At 33.3% G+C, this 26,858-nt stretch carries 29 protein-coding genes; 8 read left to right on the top strand and 21 right to left on the bottom strand.

Features of this window, described 5'->3' with window-relative positions; all coding sequences use genetic code 11:
* Positions 1–36: 36 nt before the first annotated feature.
* The 10 genes from SB773_RS00930 to SB773_RS00975 all read right to left on the bottom strand — a co-directional run bounded on the left by SB773_RS00930 (position 37) and on the right by SB773_RS00975 (position 9,777).
* The gene (locus tag SB773_RS00930) at positions 37–690 is read right to left on the bottom strand and encodes an SMI1/KNR4 family protein (protein ID WP_078205669.1); all 654 of its coding nucleotides are present in this window, start codon (positions 688–690) and stop codon (positions 37–39) included.
* Positions 687–2,276, bottom strand: a complete 1,590-nt coding sequence (locus tag SB773_RS00935; protein ID WP_410588176.1) for a T7SS effector LXG polymorphic toxin — start codon at positions 2,274–2,276, stop codon at positions 687–689. Before SB773_RS00935 ends, SB773_RS00930 begins: the two co-directional genes overlap by 4 nt.
* Positions 2,273–2,635 (bottom strand): DUF3958 family protein, encoded by a 363-nt coding sequence (locus tag SB773_RS00940; protein ID WP_033729660.1) that lies wholly within the window; start codon positions 2,633–2,635, stop codon positions 2,273–2,275. Before SB773_RS00940 ends, SB773_RS00935 begins: the two co-directional genes overlap by 4 nt.
* 42 nt (positions 2,636–2,677) lie before the next feature.
* Positions 2,678–2,956, bottom strand: coding sequence for a TIGR04197 family type VII secretion effector (locus SB773_RS00945; protein WP_088265847.1), 279 nt, complete (start codon positions 2,954–2,956; stop codon positions 2,678–2,680).
* A 368-nt stretch (positions 2,957–3,324) separates the two neighbouring features.
* Entirely contained in the window at positions 3,325–4,536 is a 1,212-nt protein-coding gene (gene cls, locus SB773_RS00950; RefSeq protein WP_410588179.1) for a cardiolipin synthase, read from the bottom strand.
* 129 nt (positions 4,537–4,665) lie between these two features.
* Positions 4,666–5,811 (bottom strand): ABC transporter permease, encoded by a 1,146-nt coding sequence (locus tag SB773_RS00955; RefSeq protein WP_002086373.1) that lies wholly within the window; start codon positions 5,809–5,811, stop codon positions 4,666–4,668.
* Position 5,812: 1 nt separating this feature from the next.
* Entirely contained in the window at positions 5,813–6,922 is a 1,110-nt protein-coding gene (locus tag SB773_RS00960; RefSeq protein WP_002126711.1) for an ABC transporter permease, read from the bottom strand.
* Between the two features lie 36 nt (positions 6,923–6,958).
* Positions 6,959–7,897 carry an ABC transporter ATP-binding protein gene (locus tag SB773_RS00965; RefSeq protein ID WP_002086377.1) on the bottom strand — a complete coding sequence of 313 codons (939 nt, stop codon included), beginning with the start codon at positions 7,895–7,897 and terminating at the stop codon, positions 6,959–6,961.
* Between the two features lie 136 nt (positions 7,898–8,033).
* Positions 8,034–9,134, bottom strand: a complete 1,101-nt coding sequence (locus tag SB773_RS00970; protein ID WP_016119985.1) for a sensor histidine kinase — start codon at positions 9,132–9,134, stop codon at positions 8,034–8,036.
* Between the two features lie 4 nt (positions 9,135–9,138).
* On the bottom strand, positions 9,139–9,777 hold the full coding sequence (locus SB773_RS00975) for a response regulator transcription factor (RefSeq protein ID WP_002012250.1): 639 nt from the start codon (positions 9,775–9,777) through the stop codon (positions 9,139–9,141).
* Positions 9,778–10,053: 276 nt separating this feature from the next.
* Between SB773_RS00975 and SB773_RS00980 the strand changes: the two genes are divergently transcribed.
* From SB773_RS00980 to exsE, 4 genes are read left to right on the top strand one after another with little or no spacing between them, the layout of a single operon-like run.
* Complete coding sequence (locus SB773_RS00980) at positions 10,054–10,542, top strand: RNA polymerase sigma factor (protein ID WP_080029293.1); 489 nt, start codon at positions 10,054–10,056, stop codon at positions 10,540–10,542.
* The gene (locus SB773_RS00985; protein WP_016092882.1) at positions 10,539–10,982 is read left to right on the top strand and encodes a hypothetical protein; all 444 of its coding nucleotides are present in this window, start codon (positions 10,539–10,541) and stop codon (positions 10,980–10,982) included. Before SB773_RS00980 ends, SB773_RS00985 begins: the two co-directional genes overlap by 4 nt.
* Entirely contained in the window at positions 10,975–12,045 is a 1,071-nt protein-coding gene (locus SB773_RS00990; protein WP_410588183.1) for a hypothetical protein, read from the top strand. The genes SB773_RS00985 and SB773_RS00990 overlap by 8 nt, the downstream gene beginning before the upstream one ends.
* Positions 12,042–13,004 carry an exosporium protein ExsE gene (exsE, locus tag SB773_RS00995; protein ID WP_410588185.1) on the top strand — a complete coding sequence of 321 codons (963 nt, stop codon included), beginning with the start codon at positions 12,042–12,044 and terminating at the stop codon, positions 13,002–13,004. The genes SB773_RS00990 and exsE overlap by 4 nt, the downstream gene beginning before the upstream one ends.
* A gap of 30 nt (positions 13,005–13,034) precedes the next feature.
* On the opposite strand, the gene SB773_RS01000 is transcribed toward exsE, so the two are convergent.
* On the bottom strand, positions 13,035–14,282 hold the full coding sequence (locus SB773_RS01000; protein WP_002086386.1) for a DUF445 domain-containing protein: 1,248 nt from the start codon (positions 14,280–14,282) through the stop codon (positions 13,035–13,037).
* A gap of 153 nt (positions 14,283–14,435) precedes the next feature.
* On the bottom strand, positions 14,436–15,773 hold the full coding sequence (dsdA, locus tag SB773_RS01005) for a D-serine ammonia-lyase (RefSeq protein ID WP_050000190.1): 1,338 nt from the start codon (positions 15,771–15,773) through the stop codon (positions 14,436–14,438).
* Between the two features lie 149 nt (positions 15,774–15,922).
* On the opposite strand from dsdA, the gene SB773_RS01010 reads away from it, so the two are divergent.
* Positions 15,923–16,468: a helix-turn-helix domain-containing protein gene (locus SB773_RS01010; protein WP_002012259.1), complete on the top strand. Its 546-nt coding sequence runs from the start codon at positions 15,923–15,925 to the stop codon at positions 16,466–16,468.
* A 56-nt stretch (positions 16,469–16,524) separates the two neighbouring features.
* On the opposite strand, the gene SB773_RS01015 is transcribed toward SB773_RS01010, so the two are convergent.
* From SB773_RS01015 to SB773_RS01040, 6 genes are all read right to left on the bottom strand, one after another.
* A complete protein-coding gene (locus tag SB773_RS01015) occupies positions 16,525–17,208 on the bottom strand; it encodes a prolipoprotein diacylglyceryl transferase family protein (RefSeq protein ID WP_410588188.1) in 684 nt (227 codons plus the stop codon).
* Between the two features lie 14 nt (positions 17,209–17,222).
* Positions 17,223–17,777 (bottom strand): TlpA family protein disulfide reductase, encoded by a 555-nt coding sequence (locus SB773_RS01020; RefSeq protein ID WP_002031090.1) that lies wholly within the window; start codon positions 17,775–17,777, stop codon positions 17,223–17,225.
* Positions 17,778–17,795: 18 nt separating this feature from the next.
* Positions 17,796–18,509, bottom strand: a complete 714-nt coding sequence (gene ccdA, locus SB773_RS01025) for a cytochrome c-type biogenesis protein CcdA (RefSeq protein ID WP_410588190.1) — start codon at positions 18,507–18,509, stop codon at positions 17,796–17,798.
* A gap of 54 nt (positions 18,510–18,563) precedes the next feature.
* A complete protein-coding gene (locus SB773_RS01030; protein ID WP_002126694.1) occupies positions 18,564–19,376 on the bottom strand; it encodes a M56 family metallopeptidase in 813 nt (270 codons plus the stop codon).
* Position 19,377: 1 nt separating this feature from the next.
* Positions 19,378–19,794 carry a BlaI/MecI/CopY family transcriptional regulator gene (locus tag SB773_RS01035; protein WP_002031086.1) on the bottom strand — a complete coding sequence of 139 codons (417 nt, stop codon included), beginning with the start codon at positions 19,792–19,794 and terminating at the stop codon, positions 19,378–19,380.
* Between the two features lie 125 nt (positions 19,795–19,919).
* Positions 19,920–20,318: a DUF3942 family protein gene (locus tag SB773_RS01040; protein ID WP_002031084.1), complete on the bottom strand. Its 399-nt coding sequence runs from the start codon at positions 20,316–20,318 to the stop codon at positions 19,920–19,922.
* Positions 20,319–20,859: 541 nt separating this feature from the next.
* Between SB773_RS01040 and SB773_RS01045 the strand changes: the two genes are divergently transcribed.
* Complete coding sequence (locus tag SB773_RS01045) at positions 20,860–21,558, top strand: peptidase E (RefSeq protein ID WP_002031081.1); 699 nt, start codon at positions 20,860–20,862, stop codon at positions 21,556–21,558.
* A 53-nt stretch (positions 21,559–21,611) separates the two neighbouring features.
* Here SB773_RS01045 and SB773_RS01050 read toward each other — a convergent pair whose 3' ends face one another.
* The 3 genes from SB773_RS01050 to SB773_RS01060 form a co-directional block, all read right to left on the bottom strand.
* The gene (locus SB773_RS01050; protein ID WP_002086395.1) at positions 21,612–23,021 is read right to left on the bottom strand and encodes an MATE family efflux transporter; all 1,410 of its coding nucleotides are present in this window, start codon (positions 23,019–23,021) and stop codon (positions 21,612–21,614) included.
* A gap of 228 nt (positions 23,022–23,249) precedes the next feature.
* Positions 23,250–24,014, bottom strand: coding sequence for a DUF2087 domain-containing protein (locus SB773_RS01055; RefSeq protein ID WP_002126691.1), 765 nt, complete (start codon positions 24,012–24,014; stop codon positions 23,250–23,252).
* 343 nt (positions 24,015–24,357) lie between these two features.
* Positions 24,358–24,546 (bottom strand): hypothetical protein, encoded by a 189-nt coding sequence (locus SB773_RS01060; protein ID WP_012260704.1) that lies wholly within the window; start codon positions 24,544–24,546, stop codon positions 24,358–24,360.
* Between the two features lie 132 nt (positions 24,547–24,678).
* Here SB773_RS01060 and SB773_RS01065 point away from each other — a divergent pair, with 132 nt between their 5' ends.
* Both SB773_RS01065 and SB773_RS01070 read left to right on the top strand, forming a co-directional pair.
* A complete protein-coding gene (locus SB773_RS01065; protein WP_002126689.1) occupies positions 24,679–25,101 on the top strand; it encodes a PH domain-containing protein in 423 nt (140 codons plus the stop codon).
* Between the two features lie 230 nt (positions 25,102–25,331).
* Positions 25,332–26,681: an FAD-binding oxidoreductase gene (locus SB773_RS01070; protein WP_410588195.1), complete on the top strand. Its 1,350-nt coding sequence runs from the start codon at positions 25,332–25,334 to the stop codon at positions 26,679–26,681.
* Positions 26,682–26,858: the final 177 nt, after the last annotated feature.

The following is a 26,858-nucleotide window of genomic DNA, read 5'->3' on the forward strand; positions in this document are numbered from 1 at the left end:
AGGCAATTAAAAATGAATTTCAAATTATATTTAACATTAATTATTTTTATCCATTGGTATTGTATTTAGTGCTAAACCAATAGATCCTAATTTTTCAATTATTTTTTTTGCTTTACCATATGGAGCTCCTTTTACTAATGTAAAAGGAAGGTTTTTCGATCCTTTTAATAGTTCCCCTGTTGAAATATCAAGTGCTAGTACACTTTTTATCTTTACTAAATCTTTTAATCCTCCATTAGGAATTTCTATTAACACTATATTACACGTATCAGGGATTTCTTCTTTTATTTTCTGTATTTTTTGATTCAAACACCCCGTATTTACCCAATCAATAAAATCTAATGTAACTACAGTGGCATGATTTGGATTCATATCACCAGAATCAACAGCCCTTACTTCTCGTACATCTGCACCTTGCGACATTAAAAAAACATTGCCACTACCATCATCACCAATAGCAACATAACCATTTGCATATTCTGTTACTTCCCAAGTCTCATTTCGTTCTATAATATCATCAGTACCATAAATTATTAATCCTCCACCTATAGAAAAACCATTTGTATATTTCAATAAATCTTTATGTACATTTGGTAATTCAACTTTCATTACATCTTCTATTTCTTGAATTTTAATATCATTTGCTGGCTTATTTTTTATTAAACCAGAAACATTAGATAAATTTATCATTTTTTCACAAAACCTCCCAAACTATCAAAATATTTATAAGCATCTACCAATACTTTTCTTGCAGTTTTCTGATCAACTCCTGCCTCAATCATTTCTCTATAGCTTACATTAAATTCATAATTTATATCAGTATCATATCCTTCAAGCCTTCTTCGCTTTCTTTGCATAGCAGAAATTTTCGCATGAGGTAAACCAGAACTTGATGGTAAAAGTATTGCTTGAGCTTTCTTTTCGTTATAATCAAATCCACCCTTAATAGCCCATCTTTTAGCCCATTCATTTTGTATAGGATGATGTGATTGTATTCGATTATCAGCAGCTATATTTTTATTTCCTGGAGCACGATTAACCGCCGGACTTAAATAACCATGTTCATCGATATCTCCTTTTTGATATCCCCCTGGTCTTTTTGCATTTCCTAGCTTTATATTCATTCCGTTATTTGGACTACTTGCTTTAACCAAATAATCTTTCATTGTAGGTATTTCAATTTTCATAGAACCCATACCTGCAATAGCCAGACGGTCTCCCATTTGCAAATTATTTGTAACATGGGATAAACCTTTTGTTAATGTAGTTACATTGCCCATTTGCCCCAATTTACTTACTTTACTTAATCCTTTATCACCAATAAGTCCAAGTCCAATTTGTGTAAAAGCATAACTTCCCCACTTAGCACGACTTTCAGCGTCTCCATTTATTACATCATTAATAAATGAATCTGACAATGTGTTCCACATAGCAGGTAAGGTTTCATTTAAATGAGTAACAGCGTATCCCATGTTCTCCCACGTTTCCCATTTACCAAGTGCCACAACACCATCTATTGTATCTTCAACAGCTTGACCCGTACCTTCTAAAATACCATCTATAATTTTTTCAGATATAGATTTTTCGGGAGGTTTCTTGCACACAGCTCCCTCTTCCATTGATCCTTTCTTTAAAAGATTATCAACTTGACGTTTTCTTTCATCAGCAATTTCTTGAATCGAAACGGTCCAATCCATATTTAACCCTTGTGTACTAAACGTACCACTTACAGGACTAAATCCTTTCCCGCTTTGGACTTCAGCAAGGCCGGCAGTAATGCTAGCCACTAGTTGAAGAGCTGTGTTGTAGTTATTACTAGACGTATAGTTAAATTCATATAGATGTTCTAATTTTTCTTGCAGTTTTTTTCTCATCTCCACTAAAACAATAACCATAGCATCTATTCCAGGCAATACTGTAGCAATACTAATCGCTTCTATACTTGCGACCATTCGATTAATTTCTTGAATTTGCTCTCTTATTTCTTGTTCGATGACATCTGTGGAAGCAACTTGTGATTGAAAATCGCCTGGAAACGCATCATTTTGACGAATTAATTCTTCACATAAATAAATGATACCTTGTGCTAAAGGACGAAAAGTTTGGACAAAAAATATTTTTGCACTACTATATGTTTGCCCTTGTAAAACTGTATCAGTTGCAAAGGTATCAATTGATTGGATTGCTTGCTCCATAGCTTGGATAGTAGCGACACATACAGCATTCATGCTTTGGGTCTGATTTTGTACTTCCCCTAAATACATATTTAAACTCATGCTTTATCCTCCCTTTTTAATCGCTGCTGCCGATAGGTAAGGTCGGTTTCTAAATCGATAAGATCGCGTCTTTCTTTAAGTAATGTTTCTTTTTGATTTTCCAATTCAAATGTTAATTTCCGCTCAATATGTTGCGAATCTTGGAGCTTATTCATAAAAAAATTAGAAACTTCTTTATCACTATGCCATGTTTCTAAAATCCTATTGAATAAGCGATTATTTCGACTTCTTAATTCGTGAAAGTCCATTTCTACTTGTCTCTGAATTTGAATCTCTGCTTGATTTCGATCCTTTTTTTCAAATACTATCCGTAATTCTTGATTTAATTGATTTATTTGCTTTTCCATATCTTGACTCATCTTATTCTCCCTACCCTTCTCCCTTTACCGTAGGTTTCCACATTAGCGAAATGTCTTTTGTAGTTCGTTATCCATTCTTTCAAAATCCTTAGCTACTAAATGAATATTATCAATTTCTTGTTGAAAGGCCCCACAAAATTGTCTAGTCAAATCTAGCATTTGTTGATTCGCTTCTTGCGCCTGGGCATTAACAGATAGTGTAGTACGGCTCGCCTTTGTTATAGAACGATTTGTCGCACCTTGAATTGTATCCGATGCATTTTTCATTTGTGTAGCAATTTGTGTAGCCGTTTGAAAATTACTTTGAAAGTTTCCCATCATTTAAACCCCTTTTAGTTTCAAAATTATAATAAAATTATATCACGTTACTCATTTTGATTTATCGAAAATTTCAGTTATGAAACTACAGTTTTTTAAGCATTCAACTAGAACTCACTTAGAACTCTTAATCAAAATAGAGGCATTAGTTTAACTTTAATTTAACTACATATTGAATTTTTTACCGAAGCGCAAATGAAGACGGAGGGGCACCCGCCAGACCAGACTATTTTTTAACTACCAATAATAAATTATAAAATAAGAAAGAACCTTCTGTTTTTGAAGGTTCTTTCTTACTTCTCAACTTTTTGAATAAACAATACAGCTTTCTATTTACTATATTCTACATTTCCAGTATTCCAGTTAAATCATCATAAATAAAAATCAACCAATCCCGCAAATTTCTCCTTACAACGCTCCCAAAAAGATAACTTCTCAAAAAACTCTTTCGTCATTTCTTTCGAGTCATGAAAATCTTGTGTTAACGCCTCATTCACTTCTGATACGATAGATCCACCATGAATATACAAATTCATCTCATCATTTATATAGAAACTTCGTGCAGTTATGTTCGTTGTACCGATAACAGTTAGTTCATTGTCAATCAGCATTAACTTTCCATGAAACATACCTTTTTTATAACCATATACCGTAATCCCGTTATTAACAGCTTGACGAATATAAGGATACGCTGCCTCTTTAATAAGAGGAATATCTGGTTTATATGACCAAAGTATTTTTACTGTAACACCACGTTTTTGCGCTCCAATTAAAGCATTCATTAATTCTTTATTTTTCGCTATAAAATAAGGTGTTGTAATTACAATTGAATGTTTCGCTTGTTTTATTAACTTTATATATTTTTCAACGACGTGATGTCCATTGTAGCTAACCATCGTATGTAATGTATTCCCTTTACTCGCTTTATTCGTACTTCTTTTTATATGTTCTTTCGTATCTCGTTTCCAATCTAAAGCGAATTGCTCTTCTAAATCTTTTGCTCCTTCTCCTCTAAGCCGCACATGATAGTCACGCCAATATCCAAATCGCTTATCTTTCCCTAAGTACTCATCCCCCATATTAAAGCCACCCGTATAGCCAATCTCCCCATCAATCGTCGTAATACGACGATGATTACGATGGTGAAGTGAATAAAATCCGAATGGCAATTCAGGTTTTCTACTATATGTAAAATGTATACCACTTTCCCGCAATTCATTTTTCATCTTTCTTTCAAATGATAAATCATTAATGCGATCAACTGATAAATAGACGTTTACTCCTTCTTTCGCCTTCTCCTTTAATAAGTTTAAAAAAGTATGGCTACTTTTATCATCCGATAAAATATAAAAATAAGTGTAAATAGATTGCTTCGCTTCCCTTATATCAGTAAATAACTGTTTATAAAACGACTTCCCTTCTACATATAATTGAAAGTCACTATAATGAGGTGCATACTCTGTCGGCATATTTTTCCCAGCTTCCATTTTCCTGCCTAAAGTAACATCGATATGCATCCAAATTAAAATAAAAACGAAAATAGCAATAATAATAGAAGTAACTCGCAATATTTTTTTAATCATTTTGATTTCCTTCCGCTCATATTACTTACTATTTCGTAGTGTTTCATTAAATTATTTTTTCATACGAAATGTCTTTCTTACTTTTATTTGCGAATACAAAAAGGTGTGGCATTGCGCCACACCTTTTCATTAAATGAAGTTCCTCGCATCATTATTTCTTCCAAACTTATAAATAGCAATTAAGAAGAATGCTATCGCGAAAGCGAATAAAATTAAAATATTTAAATACAACTCAGAAAATGGAATGCCTTGCTGTAGTTTTGAAATCGTATCTAGTAACCAACGCTGCGGAAGGAAATCAGCTACTTTTTGTACTGCTTTCGGCATAATGTCGTACGGGAAATAACATCCAGCAAGTAAACATGTTGGTACTATTACTATATTTTGCATTGCATTTGAAGCAGTTGAACTTTTTGAAAAAGACACAATGACTAACGATAAACCAATTGCAATTAAAGCGAATATCATAAGCACACCAATCATAACTATGAAAGGCATATTTATAGTTGTGTGAAAAACATTCGTCATAAAGAATACTGCAATTACAATTTGTACTGTTAATATCATCATATTTACTGCGACATTAGATAATATAAATTTCTTTCCGTCAATCGGCGTTGATAATAATCTAAAATACGTTCTGTTCTCTTTTTCTTTTAAAATAAATCCTGATAAGTTCACTGCTGAAAATAACATAAACATAATAAGATAACCCATCGTTTGATTTGTCATATCTTTATTTTTTGAAGTATCTTCAAGTGTCTCAGACTTTACTTTAAATGAACTTTTTTGATAACCCGCGTACATACTATTAAACGTACTTTGATCGGCCCCTGCCACTTTACTAATCGCAGCGATGTTATCAACATAGTTATATAAATACGATTTTATAAATCCTGTTACTTGATCGCCTTTAATCGATGAAATCTCAATATGACTCGGTTTCCCTTCTCGAACACTTTCAGAAAAACCAGACTGTAATGTAATAACACCATCAAGTTTTTTTGAAGTGAGTTTATCTTCCACTTCAGATTCCTTAATTTTACTAACATTTACATGATTGAGTCCTTCTAAAAATTTCACTGTATCATTTGCGATAGGTTGATTTTCTTTATTTATAACCCCAATATTTAACGTTCCTTGCCCTACATTCCCATATATCGAAAAGGAAATGAGCGTTCCTATTATCGGCAAGCTAATAATAATGAGTAACCCCTTTTTATTTTTCAAAAGCACAGATAACGTTTTTTGTATGAGCCATAAAATATCTTTCATACTATAGCCCCTCCCGTCTACGTAATGCAATAATCGCAATTAATAAAAAGAGTGCTGAAATTCCGAGGTTTAAAAATATTACTGGCAGTGCCGCCCCTATGTCATTTGCATAAATAATTTTCATAATGGCTGTGTTGGCCCACGTTAATGGTGATAAATTCGTAACGACATTTTCTTCCACTACGAAATACGCACCACCAAAAATAGAAGCTAATTGCACAACAACCATAATAATCGCTCTAGATGCCTCACCTGTTTTTGTAATAAATCCGATTCCTAAACCGAAGCTAATTGCTAGAAAGACTTCTGTTAGTAAAATAATAAATATGATTCCAATATGGTCGCCCCAATTCGCTTGAAAAACAAATTTACTAAATAAAACGACGAGTAATAGACAAAGTGCATTCGCTACAAGACTACCGAGCACTTTCCCAACGAAAATCTCAGCTTTACTTATAGGTGCTGCAATTAAACGATCTCCTGTTTTACGTATTCGTTCTCCTCGAATTAAAAAACTCGCCCCCATTGCAGCGTACAGTGCAATCATCGTCGTCATTACAACCGCATAGTAATCCATAGAACCTGGTTTTTTAGCAGCTTGTAAAGATGTTTCTTTAATATAATCATTATGATTTCCGTTTGAAATAACTGCGCTAACCTTACTCGGATCTACTTTTGCAACTTCGGCCACTACGTTGTACTTATCAACAAATGTTGTAAGCATGCCTTCCACAATACTTCCCTCAATACTACTTTTGTCACTTCCATAAAATTTTGCACCATCTTTATTTAACTCTACATAAGCAGCATATTTATTTTGCTTCACTTCTTCTTTCCCATCTATACCTTCGGAAGCTTTTTTAAAATGAATACCTGATTTATCAACTTCTTTTGTAAATGCTTCAAATGATTGAGAAAACGTGCTACTTGCTTCATCTTTATATAGCACTTGTATATCCTTAAACGATTGACTATCGCTATTAAATGCATTCGTTAACGCTGTTCCTAACACAAGCATAAGTACAATTGGAAATGCTAACATAAAAACTAAAGTTCTTACGTCCCTGAAATCTCTTTTAATGTGCATCACTGCAATGTTAAAGATGTTCAATTGATGAACCTCCCTTTACCTTTTCTTCATTTACCGTTATTTATCTCGTAAGTTTCTTCCAGTTAACGTAAGAAATACTGTTTCTAAGTTTGGAGCCTGCTCCTCTAACGAACGAATTTCAATGTCATGATTAATGAAATGCTGAATAATTTTATTTAAATTATTTAATCCTGCATCCGAGTTTACCTTGATTACGTTCTCTTCAATTTGAACAGCTTTCACACCATTTATCTCTTTTAAATTTTCTACATCTAAATTTTCTACTGACTTTACTTCAATCCAAATATCTTTCGTATCTGTAATAATTGCTTTTAACTGTTCTTTCGTTCCTTCTGCAATTACTTTACCGTGATCGACAATTGCTATTTTCGTACAAATCTCTTCTACTTCTTCCATGTAGTGACTCGTATAAATAATCGTACTTCCCATTTCATTTAATTTTCGGACAGACTGAAGAATGTAGTTCCTTGACTGCGGATCAATTCCAACTGTCGGTTCATCCATAATAATTAACTTCGGTCTATGTGCGATTGCACAAGCGATATTCAGTCTTCGTTTCATCCCGCCAGAAAAGTTTTTTGGGTAACTTTTATGTTTATCACTAAGGCCTACAAATTGAAGTGCTTCCTCTACTCTCGCTTTTAGCTCGGCTCCTCGTAATCCATACAATCCAGCAAAGAATTTCACATTTTCATAGGCAGTTAACTCTTCATAAATCGCAATATCTTGCGGAACGATACCAATATTCATTTTCGCAAATCGATTATGTTTCTTTATATTTTTTCCTAATATGCTAATTTCACCTTCATTACTTCTTAACAAACCAGCAATCATATTAATCGTTGTACTCTTACCAGCACCATTCGAACCTAAAAAGCCAAATATTTCTCCTTCTTTAATAGATAAAGACATATTATCTACCGCGATGAAATCACCAAATTTTTTCGTTAAATTTTTAATTTCCAATGTGTTCATCATTTCACCCCTATTTCGGTTTCTCTGCTTTTATTATAAACAAAAAGAATGAACCTGCTCAGTGCAGAAGTTCACTCTTTTCACATGAGATTATTCACTTTTTTCATATGAGATGATTCATCCTCGTCTCATCCTCTTATATCGGCAATAACATTGTTACTGAAAAACCACTTGTTCCATCTACAATAATTTTTCCGTTTACTGATGCTGTTCGCTCCTCCATCCCCATAATACCGAGGCCTTTCTTAACAAGAGCTGCACCTTTACCATTATCCTTCACTTGTACTTTCACCATCTTGTTCAGTACATGAATATCTATTGAAATGACTGTTGCATCAGCATATTTCATCGCGTTTGTTAGTGCCTCCATAACATTTTCACCAATAATCTTCCACTGAATTGGTGAAATCATATCTAAGTTCCCTTTATATACGAATGGAATATTTATATCATGCTTACCAGCAAATTCCTCTATGAATAATTTCATACGATGAATACCAATTTGCTCAGTTGGTGGCTTCATATTTTTTAATGTAATCCGAATGCTTTCAATTCCATCTTTTGAAATATGAATGGCATTTTGTAATAATTCCACAGATTTTTCTTTATCTATTTCCATTAACCTCTTTGCTGCTTCCATTTGAATTAGTGCACCTGTCATTGAGTGACCGATTTTATCATGAATTTCTTGAGATAGTCGATTTCTTTCCTCTAATTTAAATGTGTATTCAGATTGCCTTATGTAATCTTTATTTTCATTTAAGCTTTTCGTAAGTCTTTGTATGTCTTTTCTCATTTTATCATTTTGCATTTCTAGTTTTAATAATCGTGCTATATAGCGATGAGCTATCGTTAAGGAAAAAAAACAAAATGCACTAATCAGTCCATACGTCATTTGAATACCTTCACCTATAAAAATAATAGGAAGAATCATAATGAAAAAGATTAACCATTTCTTTTTTATGTAATAATTTGCAATTTCATATAAGTTCAAAGGTAAAAACAAAATAAAAAACGGATGAACCTTCCATGTAAATAACATAACTACGCCAATTGACACACAAGTTAATATGTTTTTGTACGTATCTTTTTTAAATATAGAGATCAACACATTGACAGAAAGATATAAAAGCAAAGTAAGTATAATCCACGGTAAGTTCGTAACATTTAAATGAATGTAGCTAAACACTATATATAAAAAGACAATAAGTTTACTTACAGTTAACCAAAATTCCATAACATTAATCTACTTTCCCTGTTAAGTAATAAATCGCAATTTGTGTGCGATGTTCTAGTCCAGTTTTCCCTAAAACTGATGTAATATAATTTGCAATCGTTCCTTCAGATATGAAAAGTTGCTTCGAAATTTCTTTATTTGAGAAACCTTTCGCAATTAATGCGATAATACTAAGCTCTCTTTCTGTGAAAAGGCTCTTATCAATTTTAGATTCTTCCTCTTTACTTTCCATTAAATTAGACTTAATTTTATCAAGCACTACATCTTGCATAACAGTTTGACCGTTATAAACTCCTTTTATCGCATCACGAATCCGCTCCGGATCATTATTTTTTAATAAATAACCTTTCGCTCCGTTTTTTACTGCATCCAAAATATATTCATCATCATCAAACGTCGTTAAAATGAGAGGCTTCGTTTTTGTCTCTTCACAAATTAACTTCGTCGCCTCTACCCCGTTCATGTTTGGCATACGAACATCTAAAAGCGCAATATCAACTTCATACTTTTTACAATACGCTACAGCTTCTTTTCCATCATTTACGGTATCTAATACTTCAAACTCTTCATATGTATTTAAAATAATTTTCATACCTTCTCTAATAAAAGAATTATCATCGGCTATTAATATTTTAATTTTCATGTTTGTTAGTATGGACCTTATCCTACTAACATTCACATCCTTTCTCCATGTAGCATTTCCTCTTTGCTCATTATATACTTCTCTTTACCATTTTTTCACACCTTTTTCATATAGCCCTCCTGCTAAAAATATATTATTCTTTTTTTATAACATGTGTAGGGTGACTTATCATTTCTTACGTCTATATAATAGAATGCGTCAAAAAGGAGGGAGAGACCGATTGAGGAAAAACAATTAGTTGCAAAAGCACAGCAAGGAAGCGAACATGCTTTTCGTATCCTTGTACAAACATATCGTCATTATATTTTTCAAGTTATCTTTTCCATTTTAAGACATGAAGAAGATGCTAAAGATGTTACACAAGAAGTATTCGTAAAAATTCACGCCTCTCTCCAAAATTATCAATTTCGCGGATTAAAAACGTGGATGGCACGTATTGCCACCAATCACGCTATTGATTATAAGAGAAAAAAAGCTAGAGAAAACGAAGAACTCTCCTTATGTAAAGAAACTGCGGAAAATATAAAATCCTCTCATAATATCGAGGCATTATTATTGACGAAAGAGCAAAAATTACTCATTGCTCAAAAACTGCGAGAACTTCCCGACAATTACCGTGACGTCGTTCTCGCACATTACTTAGAAGAAAAAAGTTATCAAGAAATTGCTTTGCAAGAAAATATTGAAGTGAAAACAGTCGAAATGAAACTGTATCGGGCAAGAAAATGGATTAAAAAACATTGGAAGGAGGAAGAGTTTCTATGATGCATTATTCAAAAGAAGATTGGCGCAATTATACATTAGATTTTTTAGAAAGCAATGAACGTGAATCTATGGAAGAACACCTTTATGAATGTGATCATTGTTTAGCACTTTATATGGAAAGTATTGATGAACAACACGAAAACCTTCCAATGATAAATGATGATTCATTTACGAACGAAGTTATGACGCAAATTAATTTTGAAACGTTACAGCCTAATGAAAATATAAAAACAAACTCACTAAAGCGCACAATTATTCACTACATAATTGCGACTGCGGCTACAATTATTTTTATGGTAAGTGGTTTATTCCAGTATATTTTCACAGCGACATCAAATTTCGAGAAATCTTCAAAACATAACGAGTCTTCTATCTCACAACAAATTGTAAACAAATCGGTAGACACATCAAAAAAGGACGGAGGTTCAAAGCATGAATAAAAATCCCTTTTTAGCACTTGTATTAGGGCTAATTCCTGGGCTTGGACATTTATATTTAAAGAAATTCGGACGATTTATTTTATATAGCGGAGGGGCTTTATTTCTATTTATCTTTGCAGCATTTTGTACAATAGCATTAGGAGCGCGTGATATTGCTTTTCTTTCTCTATTTTTACTAGTCGTGTTATGGGCGATCAATTTATTAGATTTAGTTATCACTATTATTAATCAATCGAAAAAACAAGCAGCCGGAGCATTTACAGAGTCCTCTAAAGAAAGCGAACGATTTTATATCATTCTTCTATCAATCATTCCTGGGCTTGGTCATTTTCAATTAGGACTTATGCAACGCGGACTTACATTTTTAGTCGCTTGCACAGGAGTCGGAAGTATGATTATATTCGTTGCACTCTTAACATCTCAAGGAAGTTTCCTTATCTTCCTTATTACGTTACCTGTTTTATGGATTTATAATTTCTTCGATGTTGTTCAGCAACTACAGAAAAAAGAACGTGGCGAGCAATTAGTTGATCGTACTATTTTTGAAGACTTTGAAGAGCACCGAGAACAAGGAAAGAAAAGTAAAACATTTGCTTCTATTTTAGCAATGTTCCCTGGAGCAGGACATATGTATTTAGGCTTACAACGCCGTGGTCTTCAGCTTATGGCAGCCTTTTTACTATCCATTTATTTACTCGATTTATTAAGACTCTCTGCGTTTTTATTTTTAGTACCAATCATTTGGTTTTATAGCTTTTTTGACACATTACAGCAAACAGCCAAATACGGAAAAGAACGCGTACATGACGAACCTATCATCGACTATTTTATAAATCATCAAAGATGGATCGGTATCGGTTTAATTACACTCGGTGGTTATTATTTATTAGACCAAACAGTCCTTCCTATTTTGAATGATTATTTTGTAACTCTATTTAACATTCATATTAGTGAACTATATTATCGCTATTTCCAAACATCTATCGTTGCTCTCCTTTTAATTGGTGGCGGCTTTAAATTGTTACTTGGAAATAAAGAAAACAAAGGTGGTACAAACGAATGAGAACATGGCGCGTTGGAACATTCTCAATGGGGCTTTCCATTATTACATTAGGTTGTTTCTTACTATTTTCAGTTATGAAAGGCACTCAAGTATTGGATACATTAACAGCATGGTGGCCTGTTTTACTTATCATACTTGGCGCTGAAATTTTACTATACCTTCTATTTTCTAAGAAGGAACAATCATTTATTAAATATGATATTTTTAGTATTTTCTTTATCGGAGTTTTAGGAAGTGTTGGAATTGCTTTTTATTGTTTATTATCAACTGGATTACTAGATGAAGTTCGCTACGCCATTAATACAACTAGACAAACGAACACGATTCCAGAAAGTAAACTTAGCATTCCTGAATCTATTAATAAAATTGTAGTAGATACAGGTACAGACAACCATCCTCTAACGATAGACGGAAGGAACTCAAATGAAGTTAGCCTTCTTGGAACATACGAAATGACGACAAAAGAAAATGAAAAACCCAATTTAAAACAAGAAGATTTTCTTTCAGTTCAAACGACTGGAGAAACGATGTATATAACGTTAAAACCATTACCGGTTCAGCATACGTTTTTTAACTTCGCACCACAGATGAAACAAACACTCGTTCTTCCGCAAAATAAAAATGTAGAGATCCGCGCTTCGAATAACGAACTATCTCTTTATCCAGGTCAATTACAAAATAATTGGTTTGTACAAAACAGTTCAAACGTATCTGTTCATTTAACTAAAGAAAGTGATGTTTCTTTAACAGCCGTAACAAATCAAAAAGAAACTCACGGAAACACACCTTGGGAACAAGTAGAAGATTTAGCGAAAAAAGAAAATAATTCTTCAGAAGAAAATCCAGAATTAAATGGGCAAGAACATTGGTATAAAAACTCGATAAAAACAGGAAATGGAACGTACAAATTAAATATTGAGAAAGCTTATAATTTAAATATGAGCGTTATCGAAAAATAAGAAACCTTCCACAATTGTGGAAGGTTTTTCTCATATAATCGCTTTTATTCCTTCTAAAATTAATCCAATCATAAAACCACAAACAGCCCCGTTCACACGAATCCACTGCAAATCTTTACCGACATTATTTTCAATCATTTCGATTAATGTTTTATCATCTAACTTATCAAGGTTTTCTTGCACAAGCTTTCCAATTTTCGAATGATTCTTTTCAACAATAGTAACAACTTGTTTTTGTAACCAATCTTCTATTTTTTGAACAGTCAGTTCGTCTTCTTTTATTTTATTCATTTGTGTTTGTAAGAATGGAACAACATATTTATCAGCAAATTCTTCATTCTTCACAAAGGTAACTGCCCTACTCTGTACTTGCTCTAGCATTTCTTTTATTTTGTCTGTAGCATCCCAATTTGCAATCCATTTTTCTTTCCACTTCTCTAATTCCTGTAATAAAGATTCATTTTCTTTTACATTTATAATCTCTTGACGAATTTTCGCTAATATAAGTTGTCTTGTGCTATTATCTGCATCTTGTAAGCTGTTAATATTACTAATGATAAACTTCTGCAAAATGCCGCCGATTTTATCTTCATCTACAATATTCATAAATGATTTCAAAGTAAACTGCAGGAATCCATCTACTTTTATGTTTTCCATCGCCTTCATACCTAAGCTTCCGAGCTGATAACGTGCTTCATCTTGAGCCGTCCAATCTTTCACTTTTACTAATATGTAATCAAGTGTTTTTTCATCATATTCTTGCACTACTAATTGATCCACGAGAACTTGTAATATGTTACTTGTGTTAATTGTATGCAAATACGTTTTTAATTCTTTTTCAATAATAACTGCTAATTTTTCTGTATCTATTTGAAGAATCGCTTTCTCAGCAATTGTTACAATTCCTTTTTTCACAGCGTCAGACTGTAACTCTTTCTCAGCAATTTGCAGTACCATTTGTGCTAGCTGCATTTCTTTTACTTTACTTGTAATACTTTCTTTCGTCAGCCATTCATTTTCTAACGTAGAAACGAGACCCTTTGTTACCCGTTTCCGATTTTTAGGTAATAATGCTGTATGTGGAATTGGAATTCCCAACGGATGACGGAATAAAGCTGTAACCGCAAACCAATCTGCAAGTCCACCAACTAACCCAGCTTCAAATCCCCCTTGAATAATCTCCCCAGCTACCGTTCCTTGAAAAGGGATGGAAGCCGCAAAACCTACGCCCATAACCCCAAGCGAAATACCCGCTATATATTTAGTCTGTAATGACATCGTATACACATCCTCTTATTATGTAAAATAAAGCTTTTTGTTATTTTTATTCGATATTAGCAATCCTTTATATCTATACTATAAAGAACTAGTGCGAAAATAACAAAGAATTTTATGTACATGAAAAAAATGAGGCTGTAAATAGCCTCATTTTTATTTACACGTTAATTCCAAACCTTTCTTATAATACCCATTCATCACGTCTTCCGGAACCATACTCCCACCAGTTCCCCACACAATATGAGTACCTTTCTTCACCTTCTCTGTTAACTGTTGTTTTTGTAAATACTCATTTTCAGCTTTACATACATTCAACGGCCCTATCATACCCGCTAATGCAGAAGGCTCTAAATAAATATTTTCAGTATCAGCCAGTTCTTTTAATAATCTATATAACTCTTCATCACTTACTGTATAATTTCCACTCAAAAATGGTTCCATCGTTTTACCGACAAATCCAGATGGTCTTCCTACTGCAAGCCCATCCGCATCAGTTACATTGTCAATCCCGATATCTTGAACGGCAATTTTATCGTGAAGCCCTGTCATTAAACCGAGTAACATACACGGAGAGTGCGTAGGCTCCGCAAAGAAACAGTGCACATTGTCTTTGTACAATAACTTTAAACCAAATGCTACTCCGCCAGGCCCGCCACCTACCCCGCACGGAAGATAAACGAATAAAGGGTGCTCTTCATCTACTACAATTTCTAACTCTTCTAATTGTTTTTGTAAACGTGATGCTGCTACTGCGTATCCTAAAAATAAATCATGTGAGTTTTCATCATCAACAAAATAACAGCTAGGATCTGCATCTGCTTGCAGTCTTCCTTCTTCTACTGCTTTACTATAATCAGCTTCATATTCAATAACGTTTACACCTTTACTTCTTAATAAATCTTTTTTCCATTCTTTTGCGTCTGCCGACATATGAACAGTCACATTAAAACCTAATTTCGCACTCATAATACCGATGCTAAGCCCTAAATTGCCAGTAGAACCTACTGCAATTGAATACTTCGCAAAAAAACCTCTAAATCTATCACTATCTAAAATTGAATAATCATCTTTCCCTGTTAACATTCCATACTGAAGTGCCAGTTGCTCTGCATGTTTCAGCACTTCGTATATTCCGCCTCTAGCTTTTATTGATCCTGATATCGGAAGCCCGCTATCACATTTTAATAGTAATCCCCCTAAAATAGGTTGCCCATAACTTTTCTCTAAAGATTGTTTCATAGAAGGTATTTTCACTAAAGGTGATTCTATAATACCGCCTGTTTCCTTCGTTTCAGGAAATACTTTCGCAATATATGGTGCAAAACGCTTTAATCTCTCTTCCGCGTCTTTTACATGTTCTTCATTAAGTGGCGAATTTTTTATTGCTGTTTCATACTTTTCCATATTCGGGTTTATCCAAAATACTTCTTCTGTTGCGATTAAGTTATTTACTAGTGGATATTGCTCTTTTAATGCCTCTATCTCCTTCATTCCTCTTCCTCCTCATATCCTTGTAGATAGCCATATAATAAATTATAATTAAATTAATTTTAATATAGTTTAACATAAATAATTAATTTTAGTTAATTTAAATTTAATTTATTTAAATATAATTTAATAATTATTAAGGAGCATTTATTATGGAAAATATAGATATTGGTAAAAAGATTGAAAAACAAAGAAAAGAAAAAGGATTAACTAGTAAAGAATTAGCAAAGATGGCCGAAATCACACCATCAATGCTTAGTCAAATTGAACGTGGTTCTGCTAACCCTTCTATTCAAACATTAAAGGTACTTGCAAAAGCTCTTGATGTTCCAACATTTAGTTTTTTACTTGAAGAAAATAATACAGACGATTTAATTGTACGTTCTCATAAAAGAAAAAAAATGATTATCGATAATTTATCATATGAATTGTTATCACCTGATTTCACAGGAAATTTAGCAACAGCAATTATGACTATCCCACCGAATACTGCTTCATCAGAAAATGTTCTAGAACATAAAGGTGAAGAATTAGCATTTGTATTAGACGGAAAAATCACATTGCACTTAAATGAAGAAGAATACACATTAGAAACTGGTGATAGCGTAAAAATACCAGCTTATTTAAAACATAAATGGGTAAATCAATTCGAGAAAAATGCGATTGTTTTATTTTCTGTTACTCCGCCGATTTTTTAATTCATATGATGATACAAAAATAGCCATGCATAGATGCTCTCCGTGCATGGCTACTTTTATTTTTTTGGTACGAACAAAATCCCTAGACTAATAACACAAAAACTGAGTATTTGCTGTATTGAAAGACCAACTAAAACCGAATTTTGTTCACTAATAAGTGAAATAATGATATGAGCAATTCCCTCGCAAATTAGAAAAAAGCTTATATTCTTTCCATTTCCTAATCTTTCATTTTTAATCCATAACGAGCCAATTATACCGAGTGCGAGTATAATCTCATACATGAAAATAGGATGATACAAAAATTTTGATTCATATATTTTCATCCCCCACGGCAGTGTCGTTTGTGCACCTACTTCTTGATGGAATATAAAATAAAAGATTATACTCACGCAAAATCCAAAAGGTAATGTATCAAGTAAAATCCGAAGAGAAAATTGCTCTTTTTTACTTTTCCAAACAATATATATACTCGCAATTACGCACCCTACTATAATATGCTTAATACTTCCTACAGCTAATAATGCTGGCATTGGCGCCCCAATGGCCCATACCGGATTTAAAATTGCCGGTGCGAATTTCCATACTAATACAATGATAAGAAAGCCATTCGTTACTGCATCCATCATTTTTTCATATTGAATATTTTGCTTTTTCATCCTTAGTTTCATTAGAGTAAATCCAAATAAACTTCCTATTATAAGAGAAACGGGTTGTAACCTCACCATCCACTCCATCACTATGAAATCCCCTCTTAATTCTCAATTATTTTCTTAAACTTCTCTTCTAATTGATCTGGAGGTAATACACCTCGTGCATGATCTACAATAATTCCATCTTTATTAACAAAAAATGTCGTTGGTAAAGAAAATACTTTATAATCTATTCCAGCTACTCCGTCCATATCTAATAGAACAGGAAATTTAAATCCGTGACGATCTGCAAATGCGCTCGCTTCTTGTACTGGATCCCCGATTGTTGCATTTACCGCAAAGATTTCAACATCCTCCTTATATTTATCATACAAACGAACTAGATCAGGAGCCTCCATTTCACATGGACCACACCATGATGCCCAAAAATTAATAACATATGGTTTTCCCTTTGCATCATTTAACGAATAAAGCTTCCCATCTAATCCTTTTAATGTTATGTTCGGCGCTTTAAATCCCACTTGTGGTAATACTTCCTTCTCTTGTAACTCCGCTTGTTTCGCTTTTCTTTCTTTTTCTTCTTTCTTAGTATTATAAAAGTTAACTCCGGCCCAAATTAGTGCCCCAGCTAGTATAATAGCAATTAGTTTCTTCACTTTTCTTCCTCCTCATTTCTAAAATCCCGTAAATCGGCCGAATAGACGAATAAAGAACGCTGTAATTTTCGTCATTTGATTTGTGTATAATAAAACCCCTGTTAAAATCATCATTCCACCGCCGATTTTCATCATGACATTGGCATAAGTAACAATCCATTTTACCTTTCCAATAAAAAATGCCATCACGAAAAACGGAACTGCAAAGCCAAGAGTATATGCCGTAATATAAAGAAGCGCACTTTCCGGATTGGTCGCCCCGAGCATAAGCACTGCAGAAAATATCGGACCAACACACGGTGTCCATCCTGCTGCATATGTCATGCCGACCAAAACTGAGCGAATATATCCTGTCGATTTACTTCTATACTGCACTTTTTTCTCTGCCATAAGCCACTTAGGCTGAAACAATCCAGTCATAAATAACCCCATCAAAACAATAAAAACCCCACCAATTTGTTGAATCAATCTTTGATTAGATGAAAAAGTAATCCCAATCCAACTCACCGATAAACCTAACGCATAAAATATAACCGAGAAACCGATCATAAAAAATACTGTATGTATAATCGCTGACTTTTGCATAATCCCACGATTTTCTTTTAAATCTTGAATAGACACACCTGTAATATATGATAAATAAGATGGATATAGCGGTAAAGAACATGGTGATATAAATGAAAGTATCCCAGCCCCTACTACTAGCCAAATTGTTAAATCCGCCGCATTCATTTTATTCCCCCTAAATACACTACAATGCGTAGTGTTAATTATTAAAAAAAGAGGCTATATGCACTCTCCGACAATAAGTACAATCGACATACAAAATAGCCCTAACGTTACATATACTGAATTTGTATGTAATGGTATATTCAGCTTAACAACTTTCTCATTCAACACTTGCTCAATTCGTAAATTAATTGCGGTTTTCGCAAACGACGCTGTAATACATTGATTTTCCATCGTCTTTATTTTAATTAACTTTAATAATGCACTACCTAGCTCAAATGAAGATTTCATTTTTTGCATCGCATATTTATCTGCTGATAGCTCTTGATATACATGATAACGCTGCAACATCCCTTTTAATATAGGAATATACATCATTCCCTCAGCTAACAATGTAAAGAAAAATAACTTTAATGGATCTCGATTTTTTTGATGATATTCCTCATGTAATACAATCGCATCAATTTCTTCCTCAGAAAATGCCTGAAACATTCCTTCTGAAATGACAATTTTCGGTCGAAATAATCCAATTGTAAATGCCGTAATCTGTAACGTTGATAATACGTACACTTGCTTTCCTTTTCTAGTAATAGACACGAGATTTCTTTTCAATCTTTTACTATAAAAAAATTGCTTCCAAATTCTTTTACTCATAATGATTACAGTAAATAACAGTAATCCGGCTATCATTATACGAAGTATTGATAGTTCCCTCATATGTTTTTGTAATTCAAATAAACAAAATTGAGAAAGGAAAAATGCTTTATTTTGAAAAAGAAATGGGTATGTAACGTAGTATACTAACATGCTTAAAAAAAGCACACTAATAGTCACTGCTAACAAAACGATTTTACGCATTTGCCACTTCATTTTATCGGTCCTCTTTTTTTAGCCGACTTAATTTCTCTTCTAATTTTTTTATTAAAGATGGATCAGCTTGTTCTAACTCATCTATCATATGGTTCACAACAAGATCTCCAAATTCACCCATTAATTCCTGTGTCATTTTCTTCGTTTGATTAGATAAAAATTCTTCCTTCGTTTGTGTAGTACGATACATACCACTTCTTTTCACAATATGCTTTTCTAAATGTGCTTTCTCTACTAATCTGTTCATAACTGTCATTACAGTATTAAAATTCACCGGGGATTCTTCACTTAATCTCTGTTGCACATCTTTAATGGTAATACCCTCAGTAGCCCAAACAATTTCCATTATTTTCGCTTCAAGCGGTCCGAAAAAGTGATTTAACCCTTGCTCATTTAACTTGTAGTTTTGAGTAAACATCGTATGGCCCCTTTCACACTACAGATTGTAGTATAAAATATATAGAAGGTCAAACATAAATGATATTAACTGATACTTAAATGAATCCTAATCTCCACTAATTAGTTATCTGTACCACGTTCGATTCATTGTAAACCTAACTTCTCTCCAAATGTATCATAGAGATAATATTCTAATATTTGCACACTAAATTTCTCATTACGCCCAAGTGCAAATAATTCCCGATCTTTAGCTACGATAGTATCTAATGGAATCACCACATTATCCACTATTTTTGTAATTTCAATTATATTACTTTCTACGTTTACTTCTGTTTTAAATTCAATATTTTCTAATACTATATGTGAACGTCTTCCTGATGCAAAAAAAGTAAAGTTAGGGTTTTTAAAAATTCCAATTTCACTCTCTAACGGATATAAATATTTATAAATTATATCTCTGTGTCCATCTTTTATTATTTTTTCATCTTTTTCATCATCTAAATATTCTTTCACCTTCGCTGCGAACTCAAATCGAAAATCCACTCTTTCACGCTCCCTCTTTTTAGTCTACGCTAATAAATATATTAATATAATTTAACTATATTATAAAATAAGTTCCTATAAAAAGTAAAAAACACTTTTGTAAAACTTTTGGTATTCCCTGTACTTTTTAAATATAAATACTCTTTCAACATTCATTAGTACGTCGTTATATTCATTTAAACATATTGTTCCCATATTTTGAAACAATATTTTCCAGTATTATATATCAATAAAGTGAAACTTTAATCAATGGGGGGTGTTCATCCCCCATTGATTATTAGCCCACACCAATCGGGCGTTTACGGGCAGCAGGGCTCCCGCCTAACTGCTTTGCTCCAATCGAATTTTGAGACGGGAGTTTACTGCCCGCAAATAGCGGGCTAAACTGCTTCTAATTCCTTTCTATCCACAGCTATCGACTCCTTATGCTATTTCAATATATTGTTCACTTTATTTCCCCTTATTCATTAAATCACAGAAGGAATGTAACTCCCCACTATCGAATTTTTACATAACAAATATTATTAGGTGGTGCTTTACTATGAAATTAGCAGTCATTGGTGGCGGTGATTTACAAGATCCAAATCACTTGCATATTAATGAACGACTTATAGAATTAACGAATAAACAATACCCAAAAGTATTATTCATTCCTACAGCTAGTCGTGATGATGAAGGATATATAAAGTTATTTTTAGCAACATTTGAAAAGCAATTACATTGTGAGGTTCAAATTTTACGCATTTCAACCGAAACACCTACTAAATATGAAATAGATGAGATGATTCATTCTGCCGATTTAATTTACCTTGGCGGTGGAAATTACGTTCACATGCTTGAACAATGGAAAGAACATAAACTAGATGAAAAGTTACTATTTGCTTTAAAACGTGGAACACTTATTGCAGGATATAGTGCCGGTGCTATGTGCTGGTTCACATCTAGCATTCGTTCAGATTATGAAGGTTCCGGTTATATAGAAAGTAGTGGCTGGGGTATTGTTAACAAAAGATTTTGTCCCCATTACAATCAATTAAATAGAATGAATGCCTTCCATACGTTTTTACAAACTCACCAAGGTAATATAGAAGGTATTGCATTAGAAGATAATTGCGCTTTATATATTACAGAAGGTTCATTTGAAATTATCGGTGAGCCAGATACAGCTTGGGAGTTTTATATGAATAATGGAGAACTCATTAGACAACATTTTGACATAACTTTAAAAAGTTATTTATAAGCATTCATAAAAAAATGTCCCTAAGTATAATGACTTAGGGACATTTTCATCTTTTAACTCACTAATCGTGTAATTCGTTTCTTCTGCCATGAAAGCTTATAATATGCATACTGTAATATTAAGCTGACAATGAATGCAGCTGGATACCCAATCCATATCCCTTCTATTCCAAGGCTCGTATGGTAAGAAAGATAATACGCCACAGGTACTTCAACAAGCCAAATTGATACAACACTGATTACAGTTGGCCATAGTACAGTACCACTTGCTCGCATTGTCGCACTAATAATTTGTGCATGACCGAAAATTAAGTAGCTCCATAATGTAATCATGATTAGACTATGAGCAATGTCAATTGTATTTTGACTTGTTAAAAATAGTGCTAAAATATCTCTTGAGAACAAGTAAATAAGAGATATTAATACACCACCAATGATATAATTCATAATAATTCCGGCCTTAACAACTTTCTGTAATCGATCAAATTGGTTCGCACCAATTGATTGCGCTGCAAAAATTGATACGGTAATGCCGAGGCTAACCGCTGGCATTTGTACATAACTTGCAACTTGGTTCACAACACCATACGCCGCTGTTGCATCTGAACCGTACCGATTTACAAATGCGATTACCGCGATCTCTGATAATGAAACTAATATCATATTAATACTCGCTGGAATACCGAGGCGTAACAATAATTTTAATAACTCCCAGTCCATACGAAGATATTTTCTTACTGTCCCGTCTAATTGTAGTGGATGATTTTTCTTCTTTAAATACACTAGCATGACAATAAACGTAATAACTGTAGATATAACTGAAGCATAGGCTGCTCCGTAAACATCTAATTTCGGAGCTCCTAACCAGCCAAAAATAAGAATTGGTAATAAAATCATATTTAGCGCTGTACTTACGATTAAAAAGTAAAATGGCGTTTTTGAATCTCCTGTACCTCTCATAAATGTTGTATATGCAAAATATAAGAATAACACTGGCATAGATATAAATAAAATTCTTGCGTAATGCACACTTATTTCAATAATATTTTCTGGCGTTCCCATAAGACGCATAATATCCATCGCAAAAATACTACCTATTATCGCCAACACGACTCCGATAATAAAAGTAAACGTAAGCGTCGTACCAACGATAGCTTTTAAGCGCTCCTCATTTTTAGCACCAAATGCCTGACCAATTAAAATTGAACTACCAGAACCAATTCCAATTACAAATGAAACGAGTAGGAAAAATAACGGGAAAAATGCCGATATAGCTGCTAGATCATTTACGCCTAGCCATCTTCCTACTACTACCATTCCAAATAACTGTCCAACTGATTGTAATACATTACTTAAAAGTAACGGCACTAAAAACATGGACATCGATTTCCATATCGGCTTATGTTCTGTTTCTGACTTCTGTGACTCTACACCTTCTTTATTGTTATCTGTAGGTGGTTTCAAATTTCATTTCTCCTTTTATTTAAAATCTGCACAGTTAAATCCGTGCTCAAATAGTTGTAATTACTCCAACCATTTCTATACTGTTTGCTCGTCAAAGTAATTGCCTCTTCCACTCACTATTTTCAAATTCATCATAGAACTTTAACATATTTTTCATATCTGTAATCCTCTATCTCTTTGTATAGTTGTTTTTATTATGTGCATCTATTCATTTTCTTCTCTTCATTCTTATAACTTCACCCAATATTGGCTTCCATCAGCTGTTCTATCTAAAAAACCATATTCGATTAAATATCTTCTCAAAGTTACAAAATCCGGATATATATTTTCTAAAACTGTATTCACTTCTTTTTCAGTATACTTTTTATTACTATCGAATTTCTTCACTAAATGACGTAATATAATCAATTTACGCTTTTGCTTTTTTGGAAATTTAGAAAGCGGTCCATCCAAACCTTCTGTAAAATGCACTGTTAAAACTTCAGCATTTTCTTCCTCTGTAATATTGTATCTATCATCCACCATCGTAGCTGTTCTATGAATCGGTACAAATTTAGTTTGAACTTTTGATTTTTCTTCTGACAATTCCATTAACGCTAAAAATACTTTCGCTTGCTTCATTTTCTCGCGCAATGTAAATCGATGATTGCGAATCGTCGATGTGCTCCCGCCATCCATTTCTTTTACAATCTCTTTATCGTTAAGTCCCATATGGAAAAACTGAACCATTTTCTTTTGCAAATCAGTTAAGCCTGTAAACTTTTTATCAAGATTTAATAAATATTCAAACATAGATGTATGCTCATTTTGAATATGCAACTGTACAAACTTCTCTGCTTCATACAACACTTGATTTTCTTGATAAATAACCCCTTTAATAAACGTTTCTCCACAAGCTAAACAAACATACTCCTCTGCTTCCTCGTCAAATACATACCCTTTCTTCAATTCCTCTATCGACGCATCCCAAAACTTCTCTGAAATATCACTCATACTAAACATTCCTCCAAAGGGTTTATTAAAACCATAAACAAATTACGATACCGTTTATTACCACTCCATCATCTTACCATACCAAAAGCAAACAATTCAATATTTCGTTTACCTATTTTGCAAACTTTTATAAAAATATCTATTTATACATTATAAAAAGGACTTATCCCAACAAACAGCGAATGTGTTTTTAGAAACCACTTATTATTAAGATGTGAAATATGCTGTTCAATATTTAAGTGCTACAAACCTAATTCAACATGGAACCGGCATTCACACATTCCAAAACTTCAGCATTCAATTTTAACTACAAAAAAGGTGTTTCCATATACGAAAACACCTTTTACCTTTTATATATTTTATAAACAACCTCTACTAAAACTTTACTTGCTTTTACAAATACATGTTTTCGATTTCCATCCTCAACGAATCTATTTGAACAACCACTAATCATCATACAACTAATTATGACTATTACTTTAATACTTTTTCTGCAAATCATTTTATGCAACTCCACTTTTGAAAACTCCATTCAAATTTACCCCATCAAAAAAAGTTTACACGAATAATGAAACGTAAGAATATGTAATGTTGCATATTTTTACGTTTCATTACAATATTGTGATTTAATTATTTTAATGACTGGTATACCGAGGTGATTTACTTGAAATTTAAAGCGAAAAAAAATCCATTTCATATCATTTTAATCTCATTGTTTTTAGTCGTTTTTTTTATTTCTCTATTCTTTCAAAATGAGAATTCTATTTTTTTCACTCTCATGATGCTCTTAAATATCGTGAATCTCTCTTCTTTCTATTTTTCTCATTACAAAATAACGGAATCTGCCCTTATTGTTAAACATGGTTTCATACTCCGTACTGAAATTCCATTTGAAAATATACGCCACATTAAATACTCTGGTAAAAAGCTTCGTTCAGAAAATTGGACAAGACAACAAATAGAAGTTCATTATAATTTATTCGACTCAGTAACATCTTTCGTACCACAAGAAGAGGAGAAATTCATTTCACTCTTAAAAGAAAACTGGCCAAATGTGAAAATAATCAATAGCACCTCAAATGAATAATTTTGTTTGAGACAGTTCAATGCTATTAGGATAACTATATAAGAATTGAATATCCTCCCCAAGTAAAACCGCCGTTTACATATTTATTCTCCCCTCAGGCTAACTCCCCAATAGTTAGTCTATTTTTTATTACATAAAGATACTACGCCTTCATCACAAACAAACGATACGAACATACACTATTTCTAGAAAAACAAACTACTACACAAAATGAATGAAAGGTGCTTATTATGTATGAGTTAAGTTATGAAGGATTAACAGGTGAAATTATTACAAGATATGATTGTGAGTACGAAGAAGCTAGACAAGAATGGAATCGGGCTATTCAAAAGTTTCCTTTAGCTATCATTTATTGTTTTACGAAATGGGATGTTAGTAATGCGATTATTTGGGCGAGAAAAAATGAAATTGCTATTCGCATTTGTTCTGGTGGACACCATTACGAAGGATATTCTGTCGGAAACAATGTCCTCGTAATTGATATAAGTAAAATGAACTGTATGCAGCTTAATGAACATAAAAATACATTAGTCATTCAAGGTGGTGCTCAAAATAAACAAATCTATGACTTTATTTCTTCAAAAGGTTATCCATTTCCAGGAGGAACTTGTCCAACTGTTGGAGTAAGTGGATACACTTTAGGTGGCGGTTGGGGCTATTCTAGTAGGTATTTCGGCCTTGGTTGTGACAATTTAATAGAGTTAGAATTAATTGACTATAAAGGTAAAGTAATTACAGCTAATGAAACTTGCCATAAAGACTTATTTTGGGCTTGTCGCGGGGCAGGTGGCGGAAATTTTGGCATCGTTGTTTCGCTAACTTTTAAGCTCCCTCCAATAGTTGATAAAGTTACTTTCGTTGAACTATATTGGCCTAACGCTTCAGTAGACATCCAAAAGGAATTTCTTCACACATGGCAAAGCTGGCTAGTAAATTTAAATAGTAAGATGACAATCGGTGCGAGCATATACAACTCTGCTGTGGAAGGACTTGCAATATATGGACGAGGTTTATATTACGGTACCCCAGAAGATGCAGCGTTCATTCTACAAGATTTACTCAATATAAACGGGGTGAAGATGAATTTACAATATATCAGTTTTCTTGAAGCAATGGCCATTGTAGAATCTTCATATCCCTCGTCTGAACAATTTAAATCTATAGGCCGGTTCGTTCATAAACAATATAACGAGGAAGAAATCGAAAAAATTATTAGTCTTATTGAAGATAGAGCTTCCGGTAGTATTTTTGCAGCTATAAGTCTCTACCCCCTTGGAGGAAAAATTCAAGATGTAGGTAAAGATGCGAGCGCTTTTTATTACCGCGATGCACATTATATTCTAGGAATCCAAACTATATGGGAAGATCCGATTGTTAAAAAGGATAATTCCCAATGGTTAGAAAGCCGATTTGACTATATAGAATCTATAACAGAAGGCTCATTCATCAATTTCCCATACAGCGATTTGAAAGATTATATGAACGCTTATTACGGGACACATGCGAACAAATTAAGAAAAATCAGTAAAAAATATGACCCTTTATGTGTATTTACTTTTCCGCAAGGAATTAAAAATTAATATGCGATAAAGTGAAACTTTAATCAGTGGAGGTTTTGTTCATCCCCCACTGATTATTAGCCTTCACCAATCGGGCGTTTATGGGCAGCAGGGCTCCCACCTAACTTCTTTGCTTCAGCCGAATTTTGAGGTAGGAGTTTTACTGCCCGGCAAATAGCGGGATAAAAAAGCCAAGAT

The sequence above is a fragment of the Bacillus sp. SIMBA_074 genome (assembly GCF_046534555.1).
GTDB lineage: Bacteria > Bacillota > Bacilli > Bacillales > Bacillaceae_G > Bacillus_A > Bacillus_A mycoides.

Bases quoted from the DNA above. Each gene is read 5' to 3' on its own strand.
- SB773_RS00930 (WP_078205669.1), bottom strand. From the start codon at position 690: ATGATAAATTTATCTAATGTTTCTGGTTTAATAAAAAATAAGCCAGCA.
- SB773_RS00935 (WP_410588176.1), bottom strand. From the start codon at position 2,276: ATGAGTTTAAATATGTATTTAGGGGAAGTACAAAATCAGACCCAAAGC.
- SB773_RS00940 (WP_033729660.1), bottom strand. From the start codon at position 2,635: ATGAGTCAAGATATGGAAAAGCAAATAAATCAATTAAATCAAGAATTA.
- SB773_RS00945 (WP_088265847.1), bottom strand. From the start codon at position 2,956: ATGATGGGAAACTTTCAAAGTAATTTTCAAACGGCTACACAAATTGCT.
- cls (WP_410588179.1), bottom strand. From the start codon at position 4,536: ATGATTAAAAAAATATTGCGAGTTACTTCTATTATTATTGCTATTTTC.
- SB773_RS00955 (WP_002086373.1), bottom strand. From the start codon at position 5,811: ATGAAAGATATTTTATGGCTCATACAAAAAACGTTATCTGTGCTTTTG.
- SB773_RS00965 (WP_002086377.1), bottom strand. From the start codon at position 7,897: ATGAACACATTGGAAATTAAAAATTTAACGAAAAAATTTGGTGATTTC.
- SB773_RS00970 (WP_016119985.1), bottom strand. From the start codon at position 9,134: ATGGAATTTTGGTTAACTGTAAGTAAACTTATTGTCTTTTTATATATA.
- SB773_RS00975 (WP_002012250.1), bottom strand. From the start codon at position 9,777: ATGAAAATTAAAATATTAATAGCCGATGATAATTCTTTTATTAGAGAA.
- SB773_RS00985 (WP_016092882.1), top strand. From the start codon at position 10,539: ATGATGCATTATTCAAAAGAAGATTGGCGCAATTATACATTAGATTTT.
- SB773_RS00990 (WP_410588183.1), top strand. From the start codon at position 10,975: ATGAATAAAAATCCCTTTTTAGCACTTGTATTAGGGCTAATTCCTGGG.
- exsE (WP_410588185.1), top strand. From the start codon at position 12,042: ATGAGAACATGGCGCGTTGGAACATTCTCAATGGGGCTTTCCATTATT.
- SB773_RS01000 (WP_002086386.1), bottom strand. From the start codon at position 14,282: ATGTCATTACAGACTAAATATATAGCGGGTATTTCGCTTGGGGTTATG.
- dsdA (WP_050000190.1), bottom strand. From the start codon at position 15,773: ATGAAGGAGATAGAGGCATTAAAAGAGCAATATCCACTAGTAAATAAC.
- SB773_RS01010 (WP_002012259.1), top strand. From the start codon at position 15,923: ATGGAAAATATAGATATTGGTAAAAAGATTGAAAAACAAAGAAAAGAA.
- ccdA (WP_410588190.1), bottom strand. From the start codon at position 18,509: ATGAATGCGGCGGATTTAACAATTTGGCTAGTAGTAGGGGCTGGGATA.
- SB773_RS01030 (WP_002126694.1), bottom strand. From the start codon at position 19,376: ATGAAGTGGCAAATGCGTAAAATCGTTTTGTTAGCAGTGACTATTAGT.
- SB773_RS01035 (WP_002031086.1), bottom strand. From the start codon at position 19,794: ATGTTTACTCAAAACTACAAGTTAAATGAGCAAGGGTTAAATCACTTT.
- SB773_RS01045 (WP_002031081.1), top strand. From the start codon at position 20,860: ATGAAATTAGCAGTCATTGGTGGCGGTGATTTACAAGATCCAAATCAC.
- SB773_RS01055 (WP_002126691.1), bottom strand. From the start codon at position 24,014: ATGAGTGATATTTCAGAGAAGTTTTGGGATGCGTCGATAGAGGAATTG.
- SB773_RS01060 (WP_012260704.1), bottom strand. From the start codon at position 24,546: ATGGAGTTTTCAAAAGTGGAGTTGCATAAAATGATTTGCAGAAAAAGT.
- SB773_RS01070 (WP_410588195.1), top strand. From the start codon at position 25,332: ATGTATGAGTTAAGTTATGAAGGATTAACAGGTGAAATTATTACAAGA.